General features: G+C 53.2%; 21 protein-coding genes. 14 read left to right on the top strand and 7 right to left on the bottom strand.

Annotated elements, in window-relative coordinates; translation table 11 throughout:
- Positions 1 to 28: 28 nt before the first annotated feature.
- Both ACUY4Q_RS03780 and metC read right to left on the bottom strand, forming a co-directional pair.
- The gene (locus ACUY4Q_RS03780; protein WP_458045755.1) at positions 29 to 691 is read right to left on the bottom strand and encodes a DedA family protein; all 663 of its coding nucleotides are present in this window, start codon (positions 689 to 691) and stop codon (positions 29 to 31) included.
- A 130-nt stretch (positions 692 to 821) separates the two neighbouring features.
- Positions 822 to 2,009, bottom strand: a complete 1,188-nt coding sequence (gene metC / locus ACUY4Q_RS03785) for a cystathionine beta-lyase (RefSeq protein WP_458045756.1) — start codon at positions 2,007 to 2,009, stop codon at positions 822 to 824.
- Between the two features lie 251 nt (positions 2,010 to 2,260).
- On the opposite strand from metC, the gene exbB reads away from it, so the two are divergent.
- Positions 2,261 to 2,995, top strand: coding sequence for a tol-pal system-associated acyl-CoA thioesterase (gene exbB / locus ACUY4Q_RS03790; protein WP_458045757.1), 735 nt, complete (start codon positions 2,261 to 2,263; stop codon positions 2,993 to 2,995).
- A gap of 6 nt (positions 2,996 to 3,001) precedes the next feature.
- Entirely contained in the window at positions 3,002 to 3,427 is a 426-nt protein-coding gene (exbD, locus tag ACUY4Q_RS03795; RefSeq protein ID WP_458045758.1) for a TonB system transport protein ExbD, read from the top strand.
- A gap of 177 nt (positions 3,428 to 3,604) precedes the next feature.
- On the opposite strand, the gene ACUY4Q_RS03800 is transcribed toward exbD, so the two are convergent.
- Positions 3,605 to 4,063, bottom strand: a complete 459-nt coding sequence (locus ACUY4Q_RS03800; RefSeq protein ID WP_458045759.1) for a cytoplasmic protein — start codon at positions 4,061 to 4,063, stop codon at positions 3,605 to 3,607.
- Position 4,064: 1 nt separating this feature from the next.
- Positions 4,065 to 4,469: a hypothetical protein gene (locus tag ACUY4Q_RS03805; protein WP_458045760.1), complete on the bottom strand. Its 405-nt coding sequence runs from the start codon at positions 4,467 to 4,469 to the stop codon at positions 4,065 to 4,067.
- A 103-nt stretch (positions 4,470 to 4,572) separates the two neighbouring features.
- On the opposite strand from ACUY4Q_RS03805, the gene ACUY4Q_RS03810 reads away from it, so the two are divergent.
- Both ACUY4Q_RS03810 and ACUY4Q_RS03815 read left to right on the top strand, forming a co-directional pair.
- Positions 4,573 to 5,079, top strand: a complete 507-nt coding sequence (locus ACUY4Q_RS03810) for an ESA_00282 family adhesion-associated protein (RefSeq protein WP_458045761.1) — start codon at positions 4,573 to 4,575, stop codon at positions 5,077 to 5,079.
- A 103-nt stretch (positions 5,080 to 5,182) separates the two neighbouring features.
- Positions 5,183 to 5,677, top strand: coding sequence for a TIGR00645 family protein (locus ACUY4Q_RS03815; RefSeq protein WP_458045762.1), 495 nt, complete (start codon positions 5,183 to 5,185; stop codon positions 5,675 to 5,677).
- 146 nt (positions 5,678 to 5,823) lie between these two features.
- Here the strand turns inward: ACUY4Q_RS03815 and ACUY4Q_RS03820 are convergent, their stop codons facing one another.
- Positions 5,824 to 6,867 carry an aldo/keto reductase gene (locus tag ACUY4Q_RS03820; RefSeq protein WP_458045763.1) on the bottom strand — a complete coding sequence of 348 codons (1,044 nt, stop codon included), beginning with the start codon at positions 6,865 to 6,867 and terminating at the stop codon, positions 5,824 to 5,826.
- A 1,207-nt stretch (positions 6,868 to 8,074) separates the two neighbouring features.
- Between ACUY4Q_RS03820 and ACUY4Q_RS03825 the strand changes: the two genes are divergently transcribed.
- From ACUY4Q_RS03825 to hybG, 10 genes are all read left to right on the top strand, one after another.
- Positions 8,075 to 9,724, top strand: coding sequence for a methyl-accepting chemotaxis protein (locus ACUY4Q_RS03825; RefSeq protein WP_458045764.1), 1,650 nt, complete (start codon positions 8,075 to 8,077; stop codon positions 9,722 to 9,724).
- A gap of 64 nt (positions 9,725 to 9,788) precedes the next feature.
- A complete protein-coding gene (locus ACUY4Q_RS03830) occupies positions 9,789 to 10,076 on the top strand; it encodes a DUF2623 family protein (protein WP_458045765.1) in 288 nt (95 codons plus the stop codon).
- 156 nt (positions 10,077 to 10,232) lie between these two features.
- Positions 10,233 to 11,351, top strand: a complete 1,119-nt coding sequence (hybO, locus tag ACUY4Q_RS03835; RefSeq protein ID WP_458045766.1) for a hydrogenase 2 small subunit — start codon at positions 10,233 to 10,235, stop codon at positions 11,349 to 11,351.
- A 2-nt stretch (positions 11,352 to 11,353) separates the two neighbouring features.
- Entirely contained in the window at positions 11,354 to 12,337 is a 984-nt protein-coding gene (gene hybA / locus ACUY4Q_RS03840) for a hydrogenase 2 operon protein HybA (protein ID WP_458045767.1), read from the top strand.
- A complete protein-coding gene (gene hybB, locus ACUY4Q_RS03845) occupies positions 12,327 to 13,499 on the top strand; it encodes a Ni/Fe-hydrogenase cytochrome b subunit (RefSeq protein WP_458047256.1) in 1,173 nt (390 codons plus the stop codon). Before hybA ends, hybB begins: the two co-directional genes overlap by 11 nt.
- On the top strand, positions 13,496 to 15,199 hold the full coding sequence (hybC, locus tag ACUY4Q_RS03850) for a hydrogenase 2 large subunit (RefSeq protein ID WP_458045768.1): 1,704 nt from the start codon (positions 13,496 to 13,498) through the stop codon (positions 15,197 to 15,199). The genes hybB and hybC overlap by 4 nt, the downstream gene beginning before the upstream one ends.
- Positions 15,199 to 15,693 (top strand): HyaD/HybD family hydrogenase maturation endopeptidase, encoded by a 495-nt coding sequence (locus ACUY4Q_RS03855; protein ID WP_458045769.1) that lies wholly within the window; start codon positions 15,199 to 15,201, stop codon positions 15,691 to 15,693. Before hybC ends, ACUY4Q_RS03855 begins: the two co-directional genes overlap by 1 nt.
- On the top strand, positions 15,686 to 16,162 hold the full coding sequence (hybE, locus tag ACUY4Q_RS03860; RefSeq protein ID WP_458045770.1) for a hydrogenase-2 assembly chaperone: 477 nt from the start codon (positions 15,686 to 15,688) through the stop codon (positions 16,160 to 16,162). The genes ACUY4Q_RS03855 and hybE overlap by 8 nt, the downstream gene beginning before the upstream one ends.
- Positions 16,155 to 16,499 (top strand): hydrogenase maturation nickel metallochaperone HypA, encoded by a 345-nt coding sequence (gene hypA / locus ACUY4Q_RS03865; protein WP_458045771.1) that lies wholly within the window; start codon positions 16,155 to 16,157, stop codon positions 16,497 to 16,499. Before hybE ends, hypA begins: the two co-directional genes overlap by 8 nt.
- Positions 16,500 to 16,501: 2 nt before the next feature.
- A complete protein-coding gene (hybG, locus tag ACUY4Q_RS03870; protein WP_458045772.1) occupies positions 16,502 to 16,756 on the top strand; it encodes a hydrogenase maturation factor HybG in 255 nt (84 codons plus the stop codon).
- Here hybG and fucR read toward each other — a convergent pair.
- Both fucR and ACUY4Q_RS03880 read right to left on the bottom strand, forming a co-directional pair.
- On the bottom strand, positions 16,747 to 17,469 hold the full coding sequence (gene fucR, locus ACUY4Q_RS03875; RefSeq protein WP_458045773.1) for an L-fucose operon activator: 723 nt from the start codon (positions 17,467 to 17,469) through the stop codon (positions 16,747 to 16,749). The two genes, hybG and fucR, sit on opposite strands and share 10 nt — an antisense overlap.
- Positions 17,466 to 18,452: a diguanylate cyclase domain-containing protein gene (locus tag ACUY4Q_RS03880; protein WP_458045774.1), complete on the bottom strand. Its 987-nt coding sequence runs from the start codon at positions 18,450 to 18,452 to the stop codon at positions 17,466 to 17,468. The genes fucR and ACUY4Q_RS03880 overlap by 4 nt, the downstream gene beginning before the upstream one ends.
- Positions 18,453 to 18,493 lie beyond the last annotated feature (41 nt).

Raw genomic sequence — 18,493 nt, forward strand, 5'->3', positions numbered from 1 at the left:
AGCCTCCGGTGGGAGGGGAGGTGCCGCGTCAGGCAGCGCTACAGTATTTCTTTTTCACCACCACCACGATAGTTCCCACCAGACCCGCAACCAGCAGGAACACCGGCAGGATCATCAGGAAGGTCATCACCTGATCTTCATGGCGTTTGACGAAAGGGATCATGCTAATGGCATAGCCCAGGCTGGTAATCATACCGACCCAAAGCAGCGCACTCAGCCAGTTGAACAGCTGGAAGCGGCGGTTAGACAGCCCGGAGATGCCTGCCATAGTCGGCAGAATGGTGCGGATAAATGCCAGGAAACGGCCCGCCAGCAGCGCCAGTAAACCGTGTCGGTCAAACATGCAGGTCGCACGCTGATGATATTTTTCCGGCAGTTGGGCCAGCCAGCCTTTTACCACACGCGTGTTGCCCAGCCAGCGCCCTTGCAGGTAGCTCAGCCAGCATCCCAGGCTTGCCGCCGAAGTGAGGATGACCAGCGTCGATATGTAATCCATACAGCCGCGTGCGATTAGCGCACCTGCCAGCAAGAGTAGGCTGTCTCCGGGTAAAAAGGAGGCAGGAAGCAATCCATTTTCTAAAAAGAGGGTAGCGAACATCACGAAGTAGACGACGCCAACAACATGGGGGTTCGCCAGCGCTGCAAAGTCGTGTTGCCAAAGCGCAGCGATAATGTCTTGAATTACAGCCATGGACTTTCCTGTGGTACCGCTTAGAAGAGACTATTGTACGCGTTTATTGCCCGAAACACCTTGATCCCGGGCGCAATTAATACAGAGCATTCTGCTGGCGTAATCAGAATTTCCAACCAGCGCCCTCAATCTACACGATGCGCTGAAACCCTGCTGCTAAATCCTCAATTAAATCGTCAACGTTTTCTAAACCAATATGCAGGCGAATCAGCGTACCCGTGAAGTCCACCTCGGCTTCCGGGCGAATAGCGGCTATCTGTTCCGGCTGGTTAGCCAGGATCAGAGATTCAAAGCCGCCCCAGGAGTAGGCCATCGCAAAGAGGCTAAAATGGTCGAGAAAGGTGGCCAGTTCGTCCGACGTCAGCCTTTTATTGAGGACAAAAGAGAAGAGGCCGCTGCTGCCACTGAAATCCCGTTTCCAGAATTCATGCCCCTTGCTGCCGGGCAACGCCGGATGGTTAACCCGTGCGACCTGCGGATGTGAGGCCAGCCACTCGGCGACCTTGATGCTGCTTTCATGGTGCTGACGCAAACGAACGCCCAGCGTACGCAGGCCGCGACTGGTCATATAGGCGGTGTCTGCATCGACCATCTGACCCATCAGGTAGGCGTTCTCACGCAATTGTTCCCAACATCGGGCGTTGGAAACTGCCGTACCGATCATACCGTCAGAGTGACCTATCAGGTATTTGGTCGCGGCCTGGATGGAAATATCAATATCAAATTCCAGCGCCTTGAACAGAATACCCGCCGCCCAGGTGTTGTCGATCATGATTATCGCGTCAGGCGCCACGCTTCTGACGGCTTTCACAATAGCCGGCACATCGTGAACTTCCATCGTGATAGAACCCGGTGATTCCAGGAAAACGATGCGGGTGTTGGGCTGGATGAGGTCGGCAATGCCTGCGCCAATCAAGGGATCAAACCAGCTTGTCGTTACGCCCAGCTTCGCGAGAATTTTGGTGCTGAAATCCTGGGTAGGCTCGTACGCCGTGTTGGTGATGAGAATGTGATCGCCCTGCTCAACAAAGGCCAGAATGGTATTGGCGACGGCAGCCGCACCGCAAGGGAAGAGCGCGCAACCTGCGCCGCCTTCCAGTTCGCACATCGCTTCCTGCAATGAGAAGTGGGTCAGCGTGCCACGACGGCCATAGAACAGCTCACCTTTGGCGCGGTTGCGGGTCGCATGCTTTTTGGCTTCCACGGTATCGAATACCAGTGAGGAAGCGCGCTGAATCACGCTATTAACCGCCCCCTGAGTATATTTCTTGCTGCGCCCTGCATTGACCAGAGCGGTATCAATATGCTTTGCCGTCATCTTCACCCAACCTGTTTTTATACGTCTGGATGTCCAGACTACCATGATTGCCAGGCGATGCACGGTTGACCCGAAGATAAAGCATAAAATTTTCTCAATATCGCCTGGCAGGACTTTTTTACTGCGTAGGCGCAAAGAAATAGAGGGGATATTGATGCAGTATGTAAATACTAATGAGAACTACTATCAATTCGACGATGTTTTGATATTATTATGCTCAGATTTTGTGACATGCGTCCTGGAGATACACAGTGGGTAATAATTTGATGCAAACGGATCTTTCCGTTTGGGGCATGTATCAACATGCCGACATCGTGGTTAAGATTGTGATGATCGGGTTGATTCTGGCATCAGTCGTGACATGGGCCATTTTCTTTAGCAAAAGCGTGGAATTGATTTCGCAGAAGCGCCGCCTGAAGCGTGAGCAGCAACTGCTGTCGGATGTGCGTTCTCTGGATCAAGCCAGCGACGTCTCTTCTTCATTCCATGCCCGCAGCCTGAGCACTCAGCTTATTAACGAAGCGCAGAATGAGCTGTCGTTATCCGCAGGTAGCGAAGATAACGAAGGGATTAAAGAGCGTACCGGTTTCCGCCTCGAACGTCGTGTTGCCGCTACGGGCCGTCACATGGGCCGTGGCAATGGTTATCTTGCGACCATCGGTGCCATCTCCCCGTTTGTGGGTCTGTTTGGTACCGTATGGGGCATCATGAACAGCTTCATCGGTATTGCCCAGACGCAGACCACCAACCTTGCCGTTGTGGCGCCGGGTATCGCAGAAGCGCTGCTGGCGACGGCAATTGGCCTGATTGCTGCCATCCCGGCAGTGGTTATCTATAACATCTTCGCCCGTATGATCGGCAGCTACAAAGCGACGCTGGGTGATGTTGCCGCTCAGGTTCTGCTGCTACAGAGCCGTGACCTGGACCTGGCAGCCAGCTCGTCTGCAAAGCCCGTCCATACTGCCCAGAAATTACGAGTAGGTTGATGCCCCATGGCAATGCGTCTTAATGAAGATCTGGACGATAATGGCGAAATGCACGAAATCAACGTCACGCCGTTTATCGACGTTATGTTGGTTTTGCTGATTATCTTTATGGTGGCGGCACCGCTTGCCACGGTAGATGTAAAAGTCAATCTACCGGCCTCTTCGAGTCAGCCGCAGCCACGTCCGGAAAAACCCGTTTATCTCTCTGTAAAAGCCGACAACACGATGTTTATCGGCAACGATCAGGTGACGGATGAAACGATGGTGAATGAACTGAATGCGCTGACGGAAGGGAAGAAAGACACCACCATTTTCTTCCGTGCGGACAAAACCGTTAATTACGAGACCATGATGAAAGTGATGGATACCCTGCATCAGGCAGGCTATCTGAAAATCGGATTGGTGGGCGAAGAAGTCGCCGCCGCGAAGTAATGGTCTGTTCTGTCTGATACCAAGGCTGGCCCGTGTGCCAGCCTTTTTTTATTGCTGTTTTCTAATGCGTCATCGTTACTTATTTAGTCGGGCTAATGGCTATTTAAGTGATATTTAATTTACTTGAGAGACGCATTCCGCAGAATGTACAGAGGGCTGTGCAGAGGATGTACGCGTTTATTTTTTTACCGCTGAGGCTGATTTAACTTCGCTTGCCACTTCTTTGCGCGCAGGCGGCTCTTCCAGCGCAACGGTGGTGACTACCGCCGTGCGGAACTCTTCATCTGCCAGCTTACGACTGATTCGCAGCGTTGCAGCCTCTCTGGCAAGAATGTACTGGTAGTTTGCTTCCAGTCTGGCCATGATTTTTTCCTGCAGCTCAGGGCGTGATTCAATGATGGCGTTAATGGTTGCGCCGTAGATCTCTTCCTTGACCTGAATGGCATAGATTTCCCGGCGATTCTGCCATTTGAGGCGTACCAGCGCCGCAGGAATCGATACCAGTTCATGGGCTATTCGCTGGATAGTAATATTTTTGTTTTGAATTAACGCTTCAATATTTTGCTTTAAGATAAATTCATCGCTTTTATGGCTATCGAAAACCAAATAAACGTCATTATCTTCAACCTCTTTCACTTTACTCATCCCCAAGTTTATAAAACAAAGGCATATCTTTTTCGCGGGTAATGAGATTAAGCCAAATTTCATTACCTGCGTCGTTAATTTCTTTGGTCTTGTTGGCGATAATTTGACTTAATGTCTGAGCGTCAATGTCACCTTCAGCCTGCAAATCATTAAGCAGTCTGGCAAAGGTATCGATTTTAACCACGCGATATAATCGGTCTTTAATATGACGGTCGCGTTCTTCGAGTAACATATTCCGTGATTGCCCGGTATGTGTAACATTGGCTAATATGTCGGAGGCATAATCAGAGAGCGTTCTTTTTCCCTGAGTTAAATTACTGTTTTTTTCTGCTTCATCGGATTCCGGTTCAGCAGCGGAAATGTGAAAGCGAGCCGGAACCAGATTGTCGGGCAGCATTTCTAATATCCTTTAATATCAACAGGGTAGGGTAAATATAGGGGTGAGGTTCGTTGACAATATCATGGCACACTTTTAAAATCAAAAAAAATGGAGTCTGCACATGAACAGTATTTTTTATTCTGTTGTTGCTTTATTGCTGTTGACCGGCGGTGTGCTTTTATTGATGCGTGCTAACAATAAGCAACCGTCAGAGGGTGAATCACTATTGCCGTCACCGCTAACTAATCCGTTATCGAAAGAGGAAGGGGAAGACCATTTTTCAATGCTAATGAATGCCATTACCCCGGTTTGGTACTGGCGCGTTAACCATGAATATATCGACTTCCTCCATGCGACGATTAAACGAATGAACATGGCTGAGTTAAATAGTGTTCCGGGGTTATTCGAGGCGCAGCGGCGTTGTAGCGATCTCAATTCTGCGGTGTATAAGTATTACGACAATATAAAAAAGCGCTGCCTGAACGGCGAAAAAGTACTGCACTCCGATTTGGATGTGCTCAACCTGCGCCAGTGTTTCCGGGAGTTCAGTATGGAAGCGTACCCTGAACTTGTCGTACTGGTTTGGCCAGAGTACAAACGCCCTGAGGTTTCCCCGACGGATGTGTAACTCATCGGTTGGTAAATCGTTGTAAGAGGGTTGGTTCAGTGTTGCAATTTCGCTGGCAGGCTGCGGTATACTGAGTGCCGGTTATGTTATCTGACAGGACACTATGGAACGATTTCTTGAAAACGCAATGTATGCCTCGCGCTGGTTGCTCGCCCCGGTTTACTTTGGTCTGTCTCTTGCGCTGCTCGCCCTGACAGTTAAATTTTTTCAGGAGATTTTTCACGTTCTGCCCAACATTTTTAATCTGGCAGAAGCAGATCTTATCCTGACGCTACTCTCGCTGGTGGACATGACGCTGGTAGGCGGTTTGCTGGTGATGGTGATGTTCTCCGGCTACGAGAACTTTGTCTCCCAGCTTGATATCTCACCCAATAAAGAGAAGCTGAGCTGGCTGGGGAAAATGGATGCGACCTCGCTGAAGAACAAAGTGGCGGCATCAATTGTGGCCATCTCTTCCATCCATCTGCTGCGTGTGTTTATGGATGCCAAAAACGTGCCTGATAATAAACTGATGTGGTATGTGATTATCCATCTGACGTTTGTTTTGTCGGCGTTTTTGATGGGGTATCTGGATAAGCTGTCACGCGAGAAGCATTGATTGGTCTTTAGTGCATTGCCAAAGGAATTACCCAATGGCGCAAGCTTATCGGGCCTACAGGTGGTGCAATAGTGTATTGTCGTCTGTAGGCCGGATAAGGTGCTAACCGCCATCCGGCAGTAGCACCTCACACTATCAGCACATCCTCACTGCTTATCCGATGACGCTTGCCAAAGGTTAAGCTCCCCATCTGCCACGTGCTTATCAATCTGCGCCAGCTCTTCTGCGGTAAAAGACAAATTATTCAGCGCCAGCACATTCTCCTCAAGTTGCTCAGGGCGAGACGCGCCGATTAACACCGACGTTACGCGGGCATCTTTCAGCAGCCAGCTCAGCGCCATCTGCGCCATGGTCTGCCCACGTGCGGTCGCCATCTCGTTCAGCAACTTCAGGCTGCTGAGATTCTCCTCAGTCAGCATATTCTCCGTCAGACCGCGAACCTTCTTGCCCTCTTTCTGCATTCTCGAACCGTCCGGAATGCCGTTGAGGTACTTGCCAGTCAACAGCCCCTGCGCCAGTGGAGTGAACGCGATACAGCCCACGCCGTTCTCTTCCAGCGTATCCAGCAACCCGGTTTTATCAACCCAGCGGTTAAGCAGGTTGTAAGAAGGTTGATGAATAAGAAGCGGAACTTTCCACTCACGCAGCAGTTCCACCATGGTCTGCGTGCGCGGCGTAGAGTAAGAAGAGATCCCGACATACAGCGCTTTGCCACTTTGCACCGCCTGGGCCAGTGCCGCAGCCGTCTCTTCCATGGGGGTATTTTCATCTACGCGGTGTGAATAGAAGATATCCACATAGTCCAGCCCCATGCGCGACAGGCTTTGATCCAGGCTTGCAAGCAAGTATTTACGTGAACCGCCGGAGCCATACGGTCCTGGCCACATGTCATACCCCGCTTTGGTGGAGATAATCAGTTCATCACGGTATGGGGCGAAATCTTCGCGTAACAGACGGCCAAAGTTTTCTTCAGCACTGCCCGGAGGTGGGCCATAGTTGTTCGCCAAATCAAAGTGGGTGATGCCCAAATCGAAGGCTTTACGTAGCAGGGCGCGTTGAGATTCAAGCGCGTGAACGTGACCGAAGCTATGCCATAAGCCAAGTGAGAAGGCGGGGAGGCGCAGACCACTTTTGCCGCAGTAACGGTACTGCATCTGTTCGTAGCGTTGAGGGTTAGCTAACCAGGGCATGATGTCTCCTTTCATAGAGGTTTGAACTCGAAACAGCGTTTCTATTCTAGCGTGGCACTTTTTTATATTAAAACATTGCAGCTCTAAAATGGCGTCTTTCCAGGCAAGAAGCGAGTGCATATGCTTTGCCTGGTAAGGCTAAAACCCCTGGTTTGACGATGGGGGGCGCGGGTAGCGAAAACCGTGTATAAAGCTCAGGCACCGGACGTTTTCTTAACAAAGCAAACCAGGGAATATAATTTCGCTATGTAATAATCAAATTGGTAAAATATGCTGACATAACGATGTTTTGCGCGCTTTTATAACATCACCGTTTTGTTATTTTTTGCTGCCCTTCGCGAGGAGTGGAAATAACGTGTCTGGGCCCCTTTCATTTTCACCTTGTCATCATGGGGCCGGAGCGGTGAATTTGCCTGCTTCCTTTGCCTCTTTCTGAGAAAATTCTTATGAAGGAAGGTTAAAAAGAAGAGGCAAGCGAAAGCTGGTTTGCGCATTACTCATTTCCCGTGGTTACCCGCTTAAATAAACCTCAAGTGCGCCCTCTTTTCTGCGAATATTCCTGGATGCCGTTATTGAACGTGCATTGCCCTCGCTGCCAGGCCACGCCATCTGTGGGTTGGCGTGCTTTTCAACTGTTTGTGAAAGGGAGGATAAGATTTACTGGTTAGCTGGCGAAAAGAGAAAGTTTAGTGAGGGTGAAAAGTAGTTTAAAAGCCCTAAACTATTATTAATGAGCTTAGTGCTGATGAGCATTTATGGTTATTTATATATTTTCATTCTTACCCATTAAATTTTTTATGATGGTTTCTTTGTTTTTTGATTCAGTATTTACTGAAGTGGTTTTGCAGTGTTTTTTAAATAATTTTTTATTTTTAATCGACATCTAATTGGAATTAATTAAAACCATGTAGGGAAATAATGGTCGTGGTAAAGGTAGGAAGGTTTAATAAAATTAATCAATTATATTAGTATCTTGCACTTAGTTACTCTCCGGTACTACCTCATTCCGAATGAATGATGAATTGCTCCAATAGTTTACAAAATATCATCCTGAGCATTTTTTCGACCTATAAAGAGAAAGGTTTTTTTTGCCTGTTTTGTGATCAACTTTTTTACTTTGATCCATACAACTTCGCTAAAACTTGCCGATAACGGAGGTAAGTCCCGCTTCAAAGCGGGAATGTACCTTCACTGCAAGGAAATAAATATGCGTATGCTTCAAAACTTTACTATCCGAATCGTTATGCTGGTGATCCTGGGCATTTTTGGCCTGCTGTGGTCTGGCGTCGGTTTGTATAGCGTTTATTCACTGTCAAAAGTGGCCGAGGGCAATGAAGTCGATCGCCAGCTCGTCTCACAGATGACGTTACTTAGCCAGGGCAATGATCAATATTTTCGTTTCGTCACCCGTTTAAGCCGTGTGATGGAGACCAAAGCGGCAGGCGGCTCCGCCGATTTTGCGCCGGTTCAACAGGCGCTCGACACGATGTCGAAGAAGCTCGTTGCATTCAAAGCGATCTCACCGGGGCCGATGGATCCCAAGATCTCCGAACAGATCATCAACTCCTGGCAGGCGCTGCTGGATCAAGGTGTGACTCCGCAAATGCAAGCGGCGCAGCAAGGGTCGGTGGAAGCGTATCGCCAGCAGGCGAATAACGTCACCCCTGCGCTTAGTCGTGCATTTGGTACGGGCGCCGACAGCTTTAACAAAGCGGCCAGTGATATGCTTGAACACACCAGAATCATCGTCGATGGGCAGACGAGTATCACACGGACCATCATCATTGCGGCGATGGTGCTGGGGATCCTGATCCTGCTGTTTACCGATCGTTATCTGGTGATGATGCTGGTCCGCCCGCTGGATGCCATCCGCAACCACTTCACCAAAATGGCGCAGGGCGATCTTAGCCAGCCCATTGAAGATTTTGGTCGTAACTGCGTGGGCCGCGTGGTGCCTTTGCTGCGTAGTATGCAGGACAGCCTGCGTGATGCGGTTAGCACGATCCGTCAGGGGAGTGACAACATCTGGCGTGGGGCGACTGAAATTTCCAGCGGCAACAACGATCTCTCTTCACGAACTGAAGAGCAGGCTGCTGCGCTGGAAGAAACAGCCGCCAGCATGGAGCAGTTAACCGCAACGGTGAAACTGAATGCCGAAAACGCCAGCCAGGCAAGCGATCTGGCCGATGTGGCCTCCACAACGGCAAGTAAAGGGGGCGCGCTGGTTGAGGAAGTAATCAGTACGATGGCAGGCATTTCAGACAGCTCGAAGAAAATTGCTGAAATCACTACCGTTATTAACAGCATTGCCTTCCAGACCAATATCCTGGCGCTTAACGCAGCGGTAGAAGCGGCCCGTGCAGGAGAGCAAGGACGCGGCTTTGCCGTAGTGGCGGGTGAAGTTCGCAACCTGGCCAGCCGCAGTGCGGGTGCGGCCAAAGAGATCGAAACCCTGATCGCGGATTCGGTAACGCGTGTGAATAAAGGGGCGAAACTGGTCAATGATACGGGCACCACGATGGAAGGTATTCTGCGCGCGGTCACTGAAGTGACGACCATCATGAAACAGATTGCTTCCGCCTCCGCCGAGCAGAGTAAAGGTATCTCTCAGGTTGGCGTGGCCATTTCACAGATGGACAACGTGACTCAGCAAAACGCCACCCTGGTGGAAGAGGTCTCTACCGCCGCCGCCGCGCTGGAGCGTCAAACCGAAGAGCTGCAGCGTGCGGTTCAGCAGTTCCGTTTATCTGATGACGATCGCCAGACGGTGGTGACCCCGGCTCCGCTGAAATCCCCGGTTATCCGTTCCGCAGCGAAAAGCACCACGGCGGCAAAAGATGATTGGGTTGCCTTCTAAATAAGACTATCACCGCCCAATATATCGCTATATAATTTTTTATATAGCGATTGAGGGCGGAAGCATGGAAAACCATTTTGGCAAAGGGTTGATGGCGGGGCTGAAGGCCTCGCAGGCGAACAGTGCAAAGAGCGTCTCGCACTTTTGTGCTGACTATAAACGCGGGTTTGTACTCGGTTTCTCGCACCGTATGTTTGAGCGCACCGGTGACAGGCAACTCAGCGCTTGGGAGGCTGGCGTGCTGACCCGCCGTTACGGACTGGATAAAGAGATGGTCATGGATTTTTTCCGTGAAAGTCACTCCAGCACCGTGGTGCGTTTCTTTATGGCGGGCTACCGGCAGGACAGGTAGCAGCGCGCAAAATATCACTCTCCCCCTGGCCAGATCTCAGGTCACTAAACACATTCTTATTTCCATATAAAAAATATGGAAATGCCGAACAGGTTGCATTCCTGTGAATGAAATACAGGCAAAATTAACCCCTGCTAAAAACAGGGATAATAATAAATGTCTGGAGATAACCCGTTAACCCCCTCTCATGGCATTAACCGCCGTGATTTTGTGAAACTTTGTACTGCGCTTGCCGCTACCCTGGGGCTGAGTGGCAATGCCGCAGCAGAAATCGCACAAGCCGTCGGCCAGAAGCAGCGGCCTCCCGTCATCTGGATTGGCGCTCAGGAGTGTACCGGCTGCACCGAATCACTGTTACGTTCCACCCATCCCACGGTTGAAAATCTGCTGCTTGAGACCATTTCGCTGGAGTACCACGAAGTGCTCAGCGCCGCATTTGGTCATCAGGTTGAAGAAAACAAACACCACGCGCTTGAAACGTACAAAGGGCAGTATGTGCTGGTGGTTGACGGTTCTATTCCGCTCAAGGATGGCGGCATTTACTGCATGGTGGCGGGTGAGCCGATTGTGGACCATATCCGCAAGGCAGCAGAAAACGCGGCGGCGATTATCGCTATCGGTTCCTGTGCCGCATGGGGTGGGGTCGCAGCGGCAGGCGTCAATCCGACCGGTGCCGTGGGCCTGCAGGCGGCGCTGCCTGGCAAAACGGTGATTAACATCCCCGGCTGTCCGCCAAACCCGCACAACTTCCTCGCCACGGTGGCGCATATCATTACCTTTGGCAAACCGCCGAAACTCGACGCAAAAAATCGTCCGCTTTTTGCCTATGGCCGTTTGATTCACGAGCATTGTGAACGTCGCCCCCATTTTGATGCCGGGCGTTTTGCGAAAGAATTTGGCGATGACGGCCATCGTGAAGGCTGGTGCCTTTACCATCTTGGCTGCAAAGGCCCTGAAACCTGGGGTAACTGCTCAACGCTGCAATTTTGCGATGTTGGCGGCGTCTGGCCGGTTGCCATTGGTCATCCCTGCTATGGCTGTAACGAAGAAGGGGTGGGTTTTCACAAGGGCATCCACCAACTGGCGCATGTCGAAAACACGACTCCGCCTGTCGATAAACCACCGGTGAACGGTAACGAGGGCGGTGCGATATCTGCCTCGGCGGTGGGATTGCTGGGCGGAGTGGTCGGCCTGATGGCAGGCGTCGGAGCAATGACGGTGCGCGAGCTGGGTCGCCAACAAAAGAAAAATAACGCTGATTCACAAGGAGAGTGACGGTGAACAGACGTAACTTTCTCAAGGTGGCGTCCGGCGGGGCGCTGCTGGTTGGGGGCGCGACTCCCGCTTTCGCCGCTGTTCATAACCGCCCACCTATCCCAGGTGCGGTGGGCATGCTGTACGACTCCACGCTCTGTGTCGGCTGCCAGGCCTGTGTGACCCGCTGCCAGGATATTAACTTTCCGGCGCGTAATCCACAGGGTGAGCAGACCTGGTCGAACAACAGCAAACTCACGCCTTATACCAACAACGTGATACAGGTCTGGCGCAGCGGTAACGCCCGGCACAAAGATCAGCCCACCGATGGCTACGCATACATCAAAAAGCAGTGTATGCACTGCGTGGATCCCAACTGCGTCTCCGTCTGCCCGGTATCCGCGCTGCAAAAAGACGCCAAAACCGGCATCGTGCATTACAACCCTGACGTCTGCACCGGCTGTCGTTACTGCATGGTGGCCTGCCCGTATAACGTACCGAAATACGATTATGACAACCCCTTCGGTGCCCTGCATAAATGCGAGCTGTGTAATCAGAAAGGTGTCGAACGGCTGGACAAAGGCGGCTTGCCCGGCTGCGTGGAAGTCTGCCCAACCGGGGCGGTAATCTATGGTACCCGTGAAGCGTTGATAGCAGAGGCGAAAAAGCGCCTGGCACTGACGCCTGGCAGTGAGTACGGCTACCCGCGCCAGACTTTTGACGCGCGTGACCTGAATGTCCGCGAGGTCCCCAAATATCATCCCCATCTTTACGGCGAACATGAAGGCGGTGGCACCCAGGTGCTGGTGCTGACGGGCGTGCCTTATACCTGCCTCGGTCTGCCGGAGCTGGACGACATCTCCACCGGCGCACGTTCTGAAAACATTCAGCACACGGTTTATAAAGGGATGATGCTGCCGCTGGCGGTGCTTGCAGGGCTGAGCGCGCTGGTGTATCGCCATACCCGCAGTGATGACCATAAGGGAGGGGATGATGATGCATCATGATCCGCAGCCAGTTGGCGGGAAGTTACTCAGTAAAACGATTTATATCTTTGGGCCACTGATTGTTCTGTGCGGGTTGTTGATCGTAAAACGTCTGGTCTTTGGTCTGGGGTCAGTTTCTGCCCTTAACGGCGGCTATCCGTGGGGGATCTGGATAGCCTTCGATCTGCTCATCGGTACCGGTTTTGCCTGCGGCGGCTGGGCGCTGGCATGGATGGTCTATGCCTTTAATCGCGGGGAATATCACCCGCTGGTGCGTCCTGCGCTGCTCGCCAGTCTGTTCGGCTATTCGCTGGGGGGGCTGTCGATTACCGTCGACGTTGGGCGTTACTGGAACCTGCCGTACTTCTACATTCCGGGGCACTTTAACGTTAACTCGGTGCTGTTTGAAACGGCGGTCTGCATGACCATTTACATCGGCGTGATGGCGCTGGAATTTGCCCCTGCGCTGCTTGAGCGCCTGGGCTGGAAGGTCTCGCTTAAGCGGCTCAACAAAGTGATGTTTTTTATCATCGCCCTCGGCGCACTTTTGCCGACGATGCACCAGTCGTCGATGGGCTCGTTGATGATTGCCGCCGGGCACAAAGTGCACCCGCTCTGGCAAAGCTATGAGATGTTGCCGCTCTTCTCGCTGCTCACCGCTTTTATGATGGGCTTCTCCATTCTGATTTTCGAAGGATCGCTGTTGCAGGCTGGGCTGAAAGGCAACGGGCCGGATGAGGGGCACTTATTCAGGAAACTCACCCACACGCTGAGCGTGCTGCTGGCGCTGTTCCTGGTCGCGCGCTTTGGTGAACTCCTCTGGCGCGACAAGCTGGCGCTGGCTTTTGCCGGAGACCGTTACAGCCTGACCTTCTGGGCAGAGGTTCTGCTGCTGGTCTTCCCGCTAGTGGTGTTCCGCGTGGCGCGAATGCGCTCCGATGCGCGGTTCCTGTTTACCGGGGCGGTCAGCATGCTGCTGGGATGCGCGCTATGGCGTTTGTCTTACTCGCTGCTGGCCTTCAATCCGGGCGACGGCTACCACTACTTCCCGACGGCGGAGGAGCTGCTGATTTCCATCGGCTTTGTGGCGATAGAGATTTGCGCCTACATCCTGCTCATCCGCCTGCTTCCCATTATTTCTCCTTTAAAACAACAACAAAGCCATGAGGCGAGCAAAGCATGAGTCAACGTATCACCATCGATCCGGTGACCCGTATTGAGGGTCATTTACGCATAGATTGCGAAATTGAAAACGGCGTGGTTTCCCGGGCCTGGGCATCGGGCACCATGTGGCGCGGAATGGAAGAGATTGTGAAGGGGCGCGACCCGCGCGATGCGTGGATGATTGTGCAACGCATTTGCGGCGTCTGTACCACCACCCATGCCATTGCATCCGTGCGGGCGGCGGAAAGCGCATTGAACATGAAGGTTCCGCTCAATGCGCAGTACATTCGCAACATCATTCTGGCGGCCCATACCACTCACGACCATATCGTACATTTTTACCAACTCTCCGCGCTCGACTGGGTGGACATCACCGCGGCACTGCAGGCCGACCCCGAAAAAGCCTCAGCGCTGCTCAAAGGGATTTCGACCTGGTCGCTGAATAGCGCTGAAGAACTCAGCAAAGTGCAGCAAAAGATCAAAGCGCTGGTGGCGAGTGGTCAGCTGGGGATTTTTGCCAATGGCTACTGGGGACATCCGGCGATGAAACTGCCGCCGGAGATTAACCTGATTGCGGTAGCCCACTACCTGCAGGCGCTGGAGTGTCAGCGGGACGCCAACCGCGTGGTCGCCTTGTTGGGCGGAAAAACGCCGCACATTCAGAACCTGGCGGTCGGCGGGGTGGCGAACCCGATTAATCTCGACGGTCTGGGCGTGCTCAATCTTGAACGTCTGATGTACATCAAAACCTTTATTGACCGCCTGGCGGACTTTGTTGAGCAGGTTTATAAGGTCGATACCGCGGTGATTGCGGCCTTTTACCCGGAATGGTTGAGTCAGGGCAAAGGCGCGGTGAACTACCTCAGCGCACCAGAGTTCCCCACCGACGCGCAGAACGGCAGTTTTCTCTTTCCTGGTGGCTACATTGCTGACGGCGACCTCTCGACCTGGCGCGAGATAACCTCGCATCATGACGAGTATCTGATCAAAGGGATTCAGGAGAGCGCGAAGCACGCCTGGTACAAAGATGAAGCCCCGCAGGCACCGTGGGAAGGGACAACGATACCGGATTACACCGGCTGGCAGGATGAGGGAAAATACAGCTGGGTGAAGTCCCCGACCTTCTATGCCAAAACGGTGGAAGTGGGGCCGCTGGCGAACCTGCTTAACAAGCTGGCGGCGAAGCGCGAACCGACCTGGGCGAAGCTCAACGAAATTATCGCCATTTACAAAAAGCTCACTGGCAACACGATAAGCGTGGCGCAACTCCACTCCACGCTGGGGCGTATTATCGGGCGCACCGTTCACGCCTGCGAGTTACAACATATTCTCCAGCATCAATACAGCGCGCTGATTGCCAACATCGGCAAGGGCGACCATGAGACATTCGTGAAACCGGATATCCCGGCTACAGGTGAGTTCAAAGGGGTAGGCTTCCTGGAAGCCCCCCGTGGCATGCTGTCGCACTGGATGGTGATTAAGGACGGCAACATTGGCAACTACCAGGCGGTGGTGCCGTCGACCTGGAACGCCGGGCCACGTAACGCCCATGACGAAATGGGGCCTTACGAGCAGTCGCTGGTGGGCACACCGGTCGCGGACCCACAAAAACCGCTGGAAGTGGTGCGCACCATTCACTCCTTCGATCCCTGCATGTCATGTGCGGTGCATGTGGTCGATGTGGATGGCAACGATGTGGTCTCGGTGAAGGTGTTGTGATGAGCATACTGGTATTGGGCGTCGGTAACATTTTACTGAGTGATGAAGGCATTGGTGTGCGGGTTATCGAAGCCCTTGAGCAGCGGTACCGTCTGCCGGAGAACGTAGAGGTGCTGGACGGCGGCACGGCGGGCATGGAGTTGCTGGACGCCATGGCTAACCGCTCGTATCTGATCATTGCCGACGCCGTGGTCTCGCGCAAAAGTGAACCGGGTACGCTGATTATTCTGCGTGACGATGAGGTTCCGGCCTTGTTCAACAATAAAATTTCGCCCCATCAACTGGGGCTTTCTGATGTGTTATCCGCTCTGCGTTTCACCGGCGAGTTCCCCGGCAGCATCACGCTGGTGGGGGTGATTCCGCAGTCGCTGGAACCGCGTATCGGCCTGACGCCGATAGTCCAGGCAAGCATGGCGCCTGCGTTACAGGCGGTGATCGCGGCGTTACAGGATGCGGGCGTTACCGTCACCCCCCGGGAGGCCACACATGCATGAGGTGATGGGTTTTGACCGCTCGCCGCATGCGCTGGTGCAGGCGGCATTTGAAAATATTGCCCAGGCGCATATGCAGAATATGCCCTTTCTGAACCCGGCGATGCCGGTGTTTGTTCCACCGTTTTCGTTGTTTGAAGAGCAGTGGGCGGGCTGTGTGCTGACGCCATGGATGCTGAGCCTCACTCTTTTTCCTGGCCCCCGCCAGGTGTGGCCGCAACGTGCAGTCGGGGAGAAGATTGGCCTGTCGCTGCCCTGTGGCGAGGTCATGTTTACCGTCGGCGAACTGGAGGAGGTGTCGCAATATTGCGCCTGCTCGCTGATGTCGCCGCTGGCACCGGCGTTGACGGTTGAACAGGGAACGCGTCTGGCGCAGGATTGCCTGCGTATGGCGCTTTCCCTGCCGGTACGTGACCCCCAGATCGGCCGTCGCGCCCTGTTTGCGCGTCTGCAAGGTGCGGAACATGCATGAACTCTCGCTATGTCAGAATTTGGTTGAGATCCTCGAACAGCAGGCACGGGCACACGACGCTAAACGTGTCACCGGTGTCTGGCTGGAGCTCGGCGCGCAGGCCTGCGTAGAGGAGAGCGCCCTGCAATTCAGTTTTGAAATAGCCTGTCAGGGGACGCGAGCAGAAGGTTGCCAGTTACACTTAGCCGTTCGCCCGTCATCCGCGTGGTGCTGGGGGTGTAATCAATCTGTGGAACTGAAAGAAGAGAGCCTCTGCCCACACTGCCAGAGCCCGTCGCTACAGCGGGAAATGAACAACGAGATGCAAATCAAAAGCATCGAAATCCAGCAGGAGTAGTTATGTGTATTGGTGTGCCCGGCCAGATCGTTAGCGTGGGCGAGAGTATCCATCATCTGGCGCAGGTGGATGTCTGCGGCGTGCGGCGCGAGGTTAATATTATGCTGATTTGCGAAGGCGAACCCGCGACGTTGCTGGGGCAGTGGGTGCTGGTTCATGTCGGGTTTGCGATGAGCGTGATTGACGAACAAGAAGCTCACGCCACGCTGGCTGCGCTGGCAGATTTGGATATCGAGGTCAGCGAATCTCAGCGCTGAGCGGCGTCGGGCTTTGCATCGGTCACCATCTGAGTGACCAGCGAGAGATTGCCAATTTTGGCCTCGCCGGCGCGGTAAAATTTACTTTTATCGATCAACAGCAGTGACTGCTGGGCTCTTCTCAGCAACTGCGCTTTGAAGCGGGCGTTATTGTGGGTCGAATCCCACATTTCGCCCGTTCCATCAACCCCTTCGCAAGAAAAGATAAACAGGTCAATCTCCAGCGATTTGAGCATACTGGGTAGGGCGGCGTTCACATAGCAACGGGACGTACGATCCAGTTGCCCACCCGAACAGATCAGGTTGATATTTTGACGACGGGCCATCGCCTGGCAGACCGGCACGCTATTGGTAAACACCGTCAGGGGAATGTCCGGTAGCTGTTTTGCCAGGTGAAAACAGGTCGAACTGGCGTCCAGCGCCAGCGTCATCCCGGATTCAATCCAGTTCAGTGCGTGGCGAGCAATGTCGACTTTATCGGCATAATGGCTTTTCAGGCGGCTATAAAAGGGCTCTGCGCTATCGGATTGCACATTGTGCAGCCGCCGTGCCCGCCCGTGTCGGCGTATGATCTTGCCCTGGGTTTGCAGAGACTTCAGATCCCGGCGGATGGTCTCAACGCTCACGCCAAGCCGCCCCGCCAGCGCTTCCGTCGTCAGCGTTTCATGTTCAGTGAGAAGCTGCAAAAGGGCCTGCTGGCGAGCGGTTTTCATGGTACTTGCGCCTCTTTGGGGGGAACCGTAAGGACGCTTTGCCCAACGGCCGCGCCGTTCTTGCCCGTGTGTTTTATCTGGTACATCGCCACATCGGCACGTTTGAGGGCGTTAACAAAATCATCGCGTGGATGGACTTCATCAATGCCAATCGAGGCGCCGACTCTGGCATCGCCATTGTCAAGCTCAAAGGGCATCAGCGCGGCGTGCAAACAGCCATGGGCTGCGCTTTCAATGCGCTGACTGTTGACCGCAAAAGGGAGCAATAATACAAACTCATCCCCGCCGAGACGCCCGACGACGGTGCCTTCCGGGCAGGCTTCACGCAGGCGCAGACTCAGTTGAATCAGTAATTCATCACCGCTACGATGGCCCAGCGTATCGTTCACCACCTTAAAATCATCCAGATCGATAAAGGCGATGCACAGCGGCCCGGCCTGTTTCAGCTCATCAAAATGTTTGAGCAGGGCATGACGGTTGGCAAGCCCGGTTAACGGGTCATGATTCGCCAGCGCGGCAAGTTGTTCTTCGTACTGCTTCTCTTTGGTCATGTCGATATGGGTGCCGGTCACTTTTAACGGCTTACCGTTTTCATCCCACTGACTGACTCGCCCCCTGTCCAGTACCCAGGTCACGCTACCATTCTTATGCTGCATGCGGTGCAGCGCTTCATAGAAGGGGGTTTTGCCCTCGATATGGCCATAGAAGGCGTCAAGCACGCGTTCACGATCGTCCGGGTGTAGGTGTTCGCGCCAGACCTCAAAACGTGCACTGAGCTCTTTGGGCTGATAACCCAGCATCGATCCCCAGCGGCGATTGAAGATAATCAGTTTTCCGCTCGGGATATCAAGCTGCCATAAACACAGTCCGGTCCCATCCAGCGCCGCACTGAGTTTACTGCGGGCGTCACGCGCTATCCGCACCAGTCGTGCGTTATGTCTTTTCAAATTCAAAATCTGCTGTTTCAGCGCGTTTTCAGACATTTGGCGTGATGATGAGGGGTTTTAAGGCATTCTTACCAGTT

Source organism: Phytobacter cepae, from assembly GCF_054165735.1.

Coding starts and splice junctions, on each gene's coding strand:
- ACUY4Q_RS03855 (WP_458045769.1), top strand. CDS start 15,199: ATGAGCATACTGGTATTGGGCGTCGGTAACATTTTACTGAGTGATGAA.
- ACUY4Q_RS03805 (WP_458045760.1), bottom strand. CDS start 4,469: ATGCTGCCCGACAATCTGGTTCCGGCTCGCTTTCACATTTCCGCTGCT.
- hypA (WP_458045771.1), top strand. CDS start 16,155: ATGCATGAACTCTCGCTATGTCAGAATTTGGTTGAGATCCTCGAACAG.
- metC (WP_458045756.1), bottom strand. CDS start 2,009: ATGACGGCAAAGCATATTGATACCGCTCTGGTCAATGCAGGGCGCAGC.
- ACUY4Q_RS03830 (WP_458045765.1), top strand. CDS start 9,789: ATGGAAAACCATTTTGGCAAAGGGTTGATGGCGGGGCTGAAGGCCTCG.
- hybO (WP_458045766.1), top strand. CDS start 10,233: ATGTCTGGAGATAACCCGTTAACCCCCTCTCATGGCATTAACCGCCGT.
- hybB (WP_458047256.1), top strand. CDS start 12,327: ATGCATCATGATCCGCAGCCAGTTGGCGGGAAGTTACTCAGTAAAACG.
- hybE (WP_458045770.1), top strand. CDS start 15,686: ATGCATGAGGTGATGGGTTTTGACCGCTCGCCGCATGCGCTGGTGCAG.
- fucR (WP_458045773.1), bottom strand. CDS start 17,469: ATGAAAACCGCTCGCCAGCAGGCCCTTTTGCAGCTTCTCACTGAACAT.
- ACUY4Q_RS03820 (WP_458045763.1), bottom strand. CDS start 6,867: ATGCCCTGGTTAGCTAACCCTCAACGCTACGAACAGATGCAGTACCGT.
- ACUY4Q_RS03880 (WP_458045774.1), bottom strand. CDS start 18,452: ATGTCTGAAAACGCGCTGAAACAGCAGATTTTGAATTTGAAAAGACAT.
- exbD (WP_458045758.1), top strand. CDS start 3,002: ATGGCAATGCGTCTTAATGAAGATCTGGACGATAATGGCGAAATGCAC.
- hybC (WP_458045768.1), top strand. CDS start 13,496: ATGAGTCAACGTATCACCATCGATCCGGTGACCCGTATTGAGGGTCAT.
- ACUY4Q_RS03810 (WP_458045761.1), top strand. CDS start 4,573: ATGAACAGTATTTTTTATTCTGTTGTTGCTTTATTGCTGTTGACCGGC.
- ACUY4Q_RS03780 (WP_458045755.1), bottom strand. CDS start 691: ATGGCTGTAATTCAAGACATTATCGCTGCGCTTTGGCAACACGACTTT.
- hybG (WP_458045772.1), top strand. CDS start 16,502: ATGTGTATTGGTGTGCCCGGCCAGATCGTTAGCGTGGGCGAGAGTATC.
- ACUY4Q_RS03825 (WP_458045764.1), top strand. CDS start 8,075: ATGCGTATGCTTCAAAACTTTACTATCCGAATCGTTATGCTGGTGATC.
- ACUY4Q_RS03815 (WP_458045762.1), top strand. CDS start 5,183: ATGGAACGATTTCTTGAAAACGCAATGTATGCCTCGCGCTGGTTGCTC.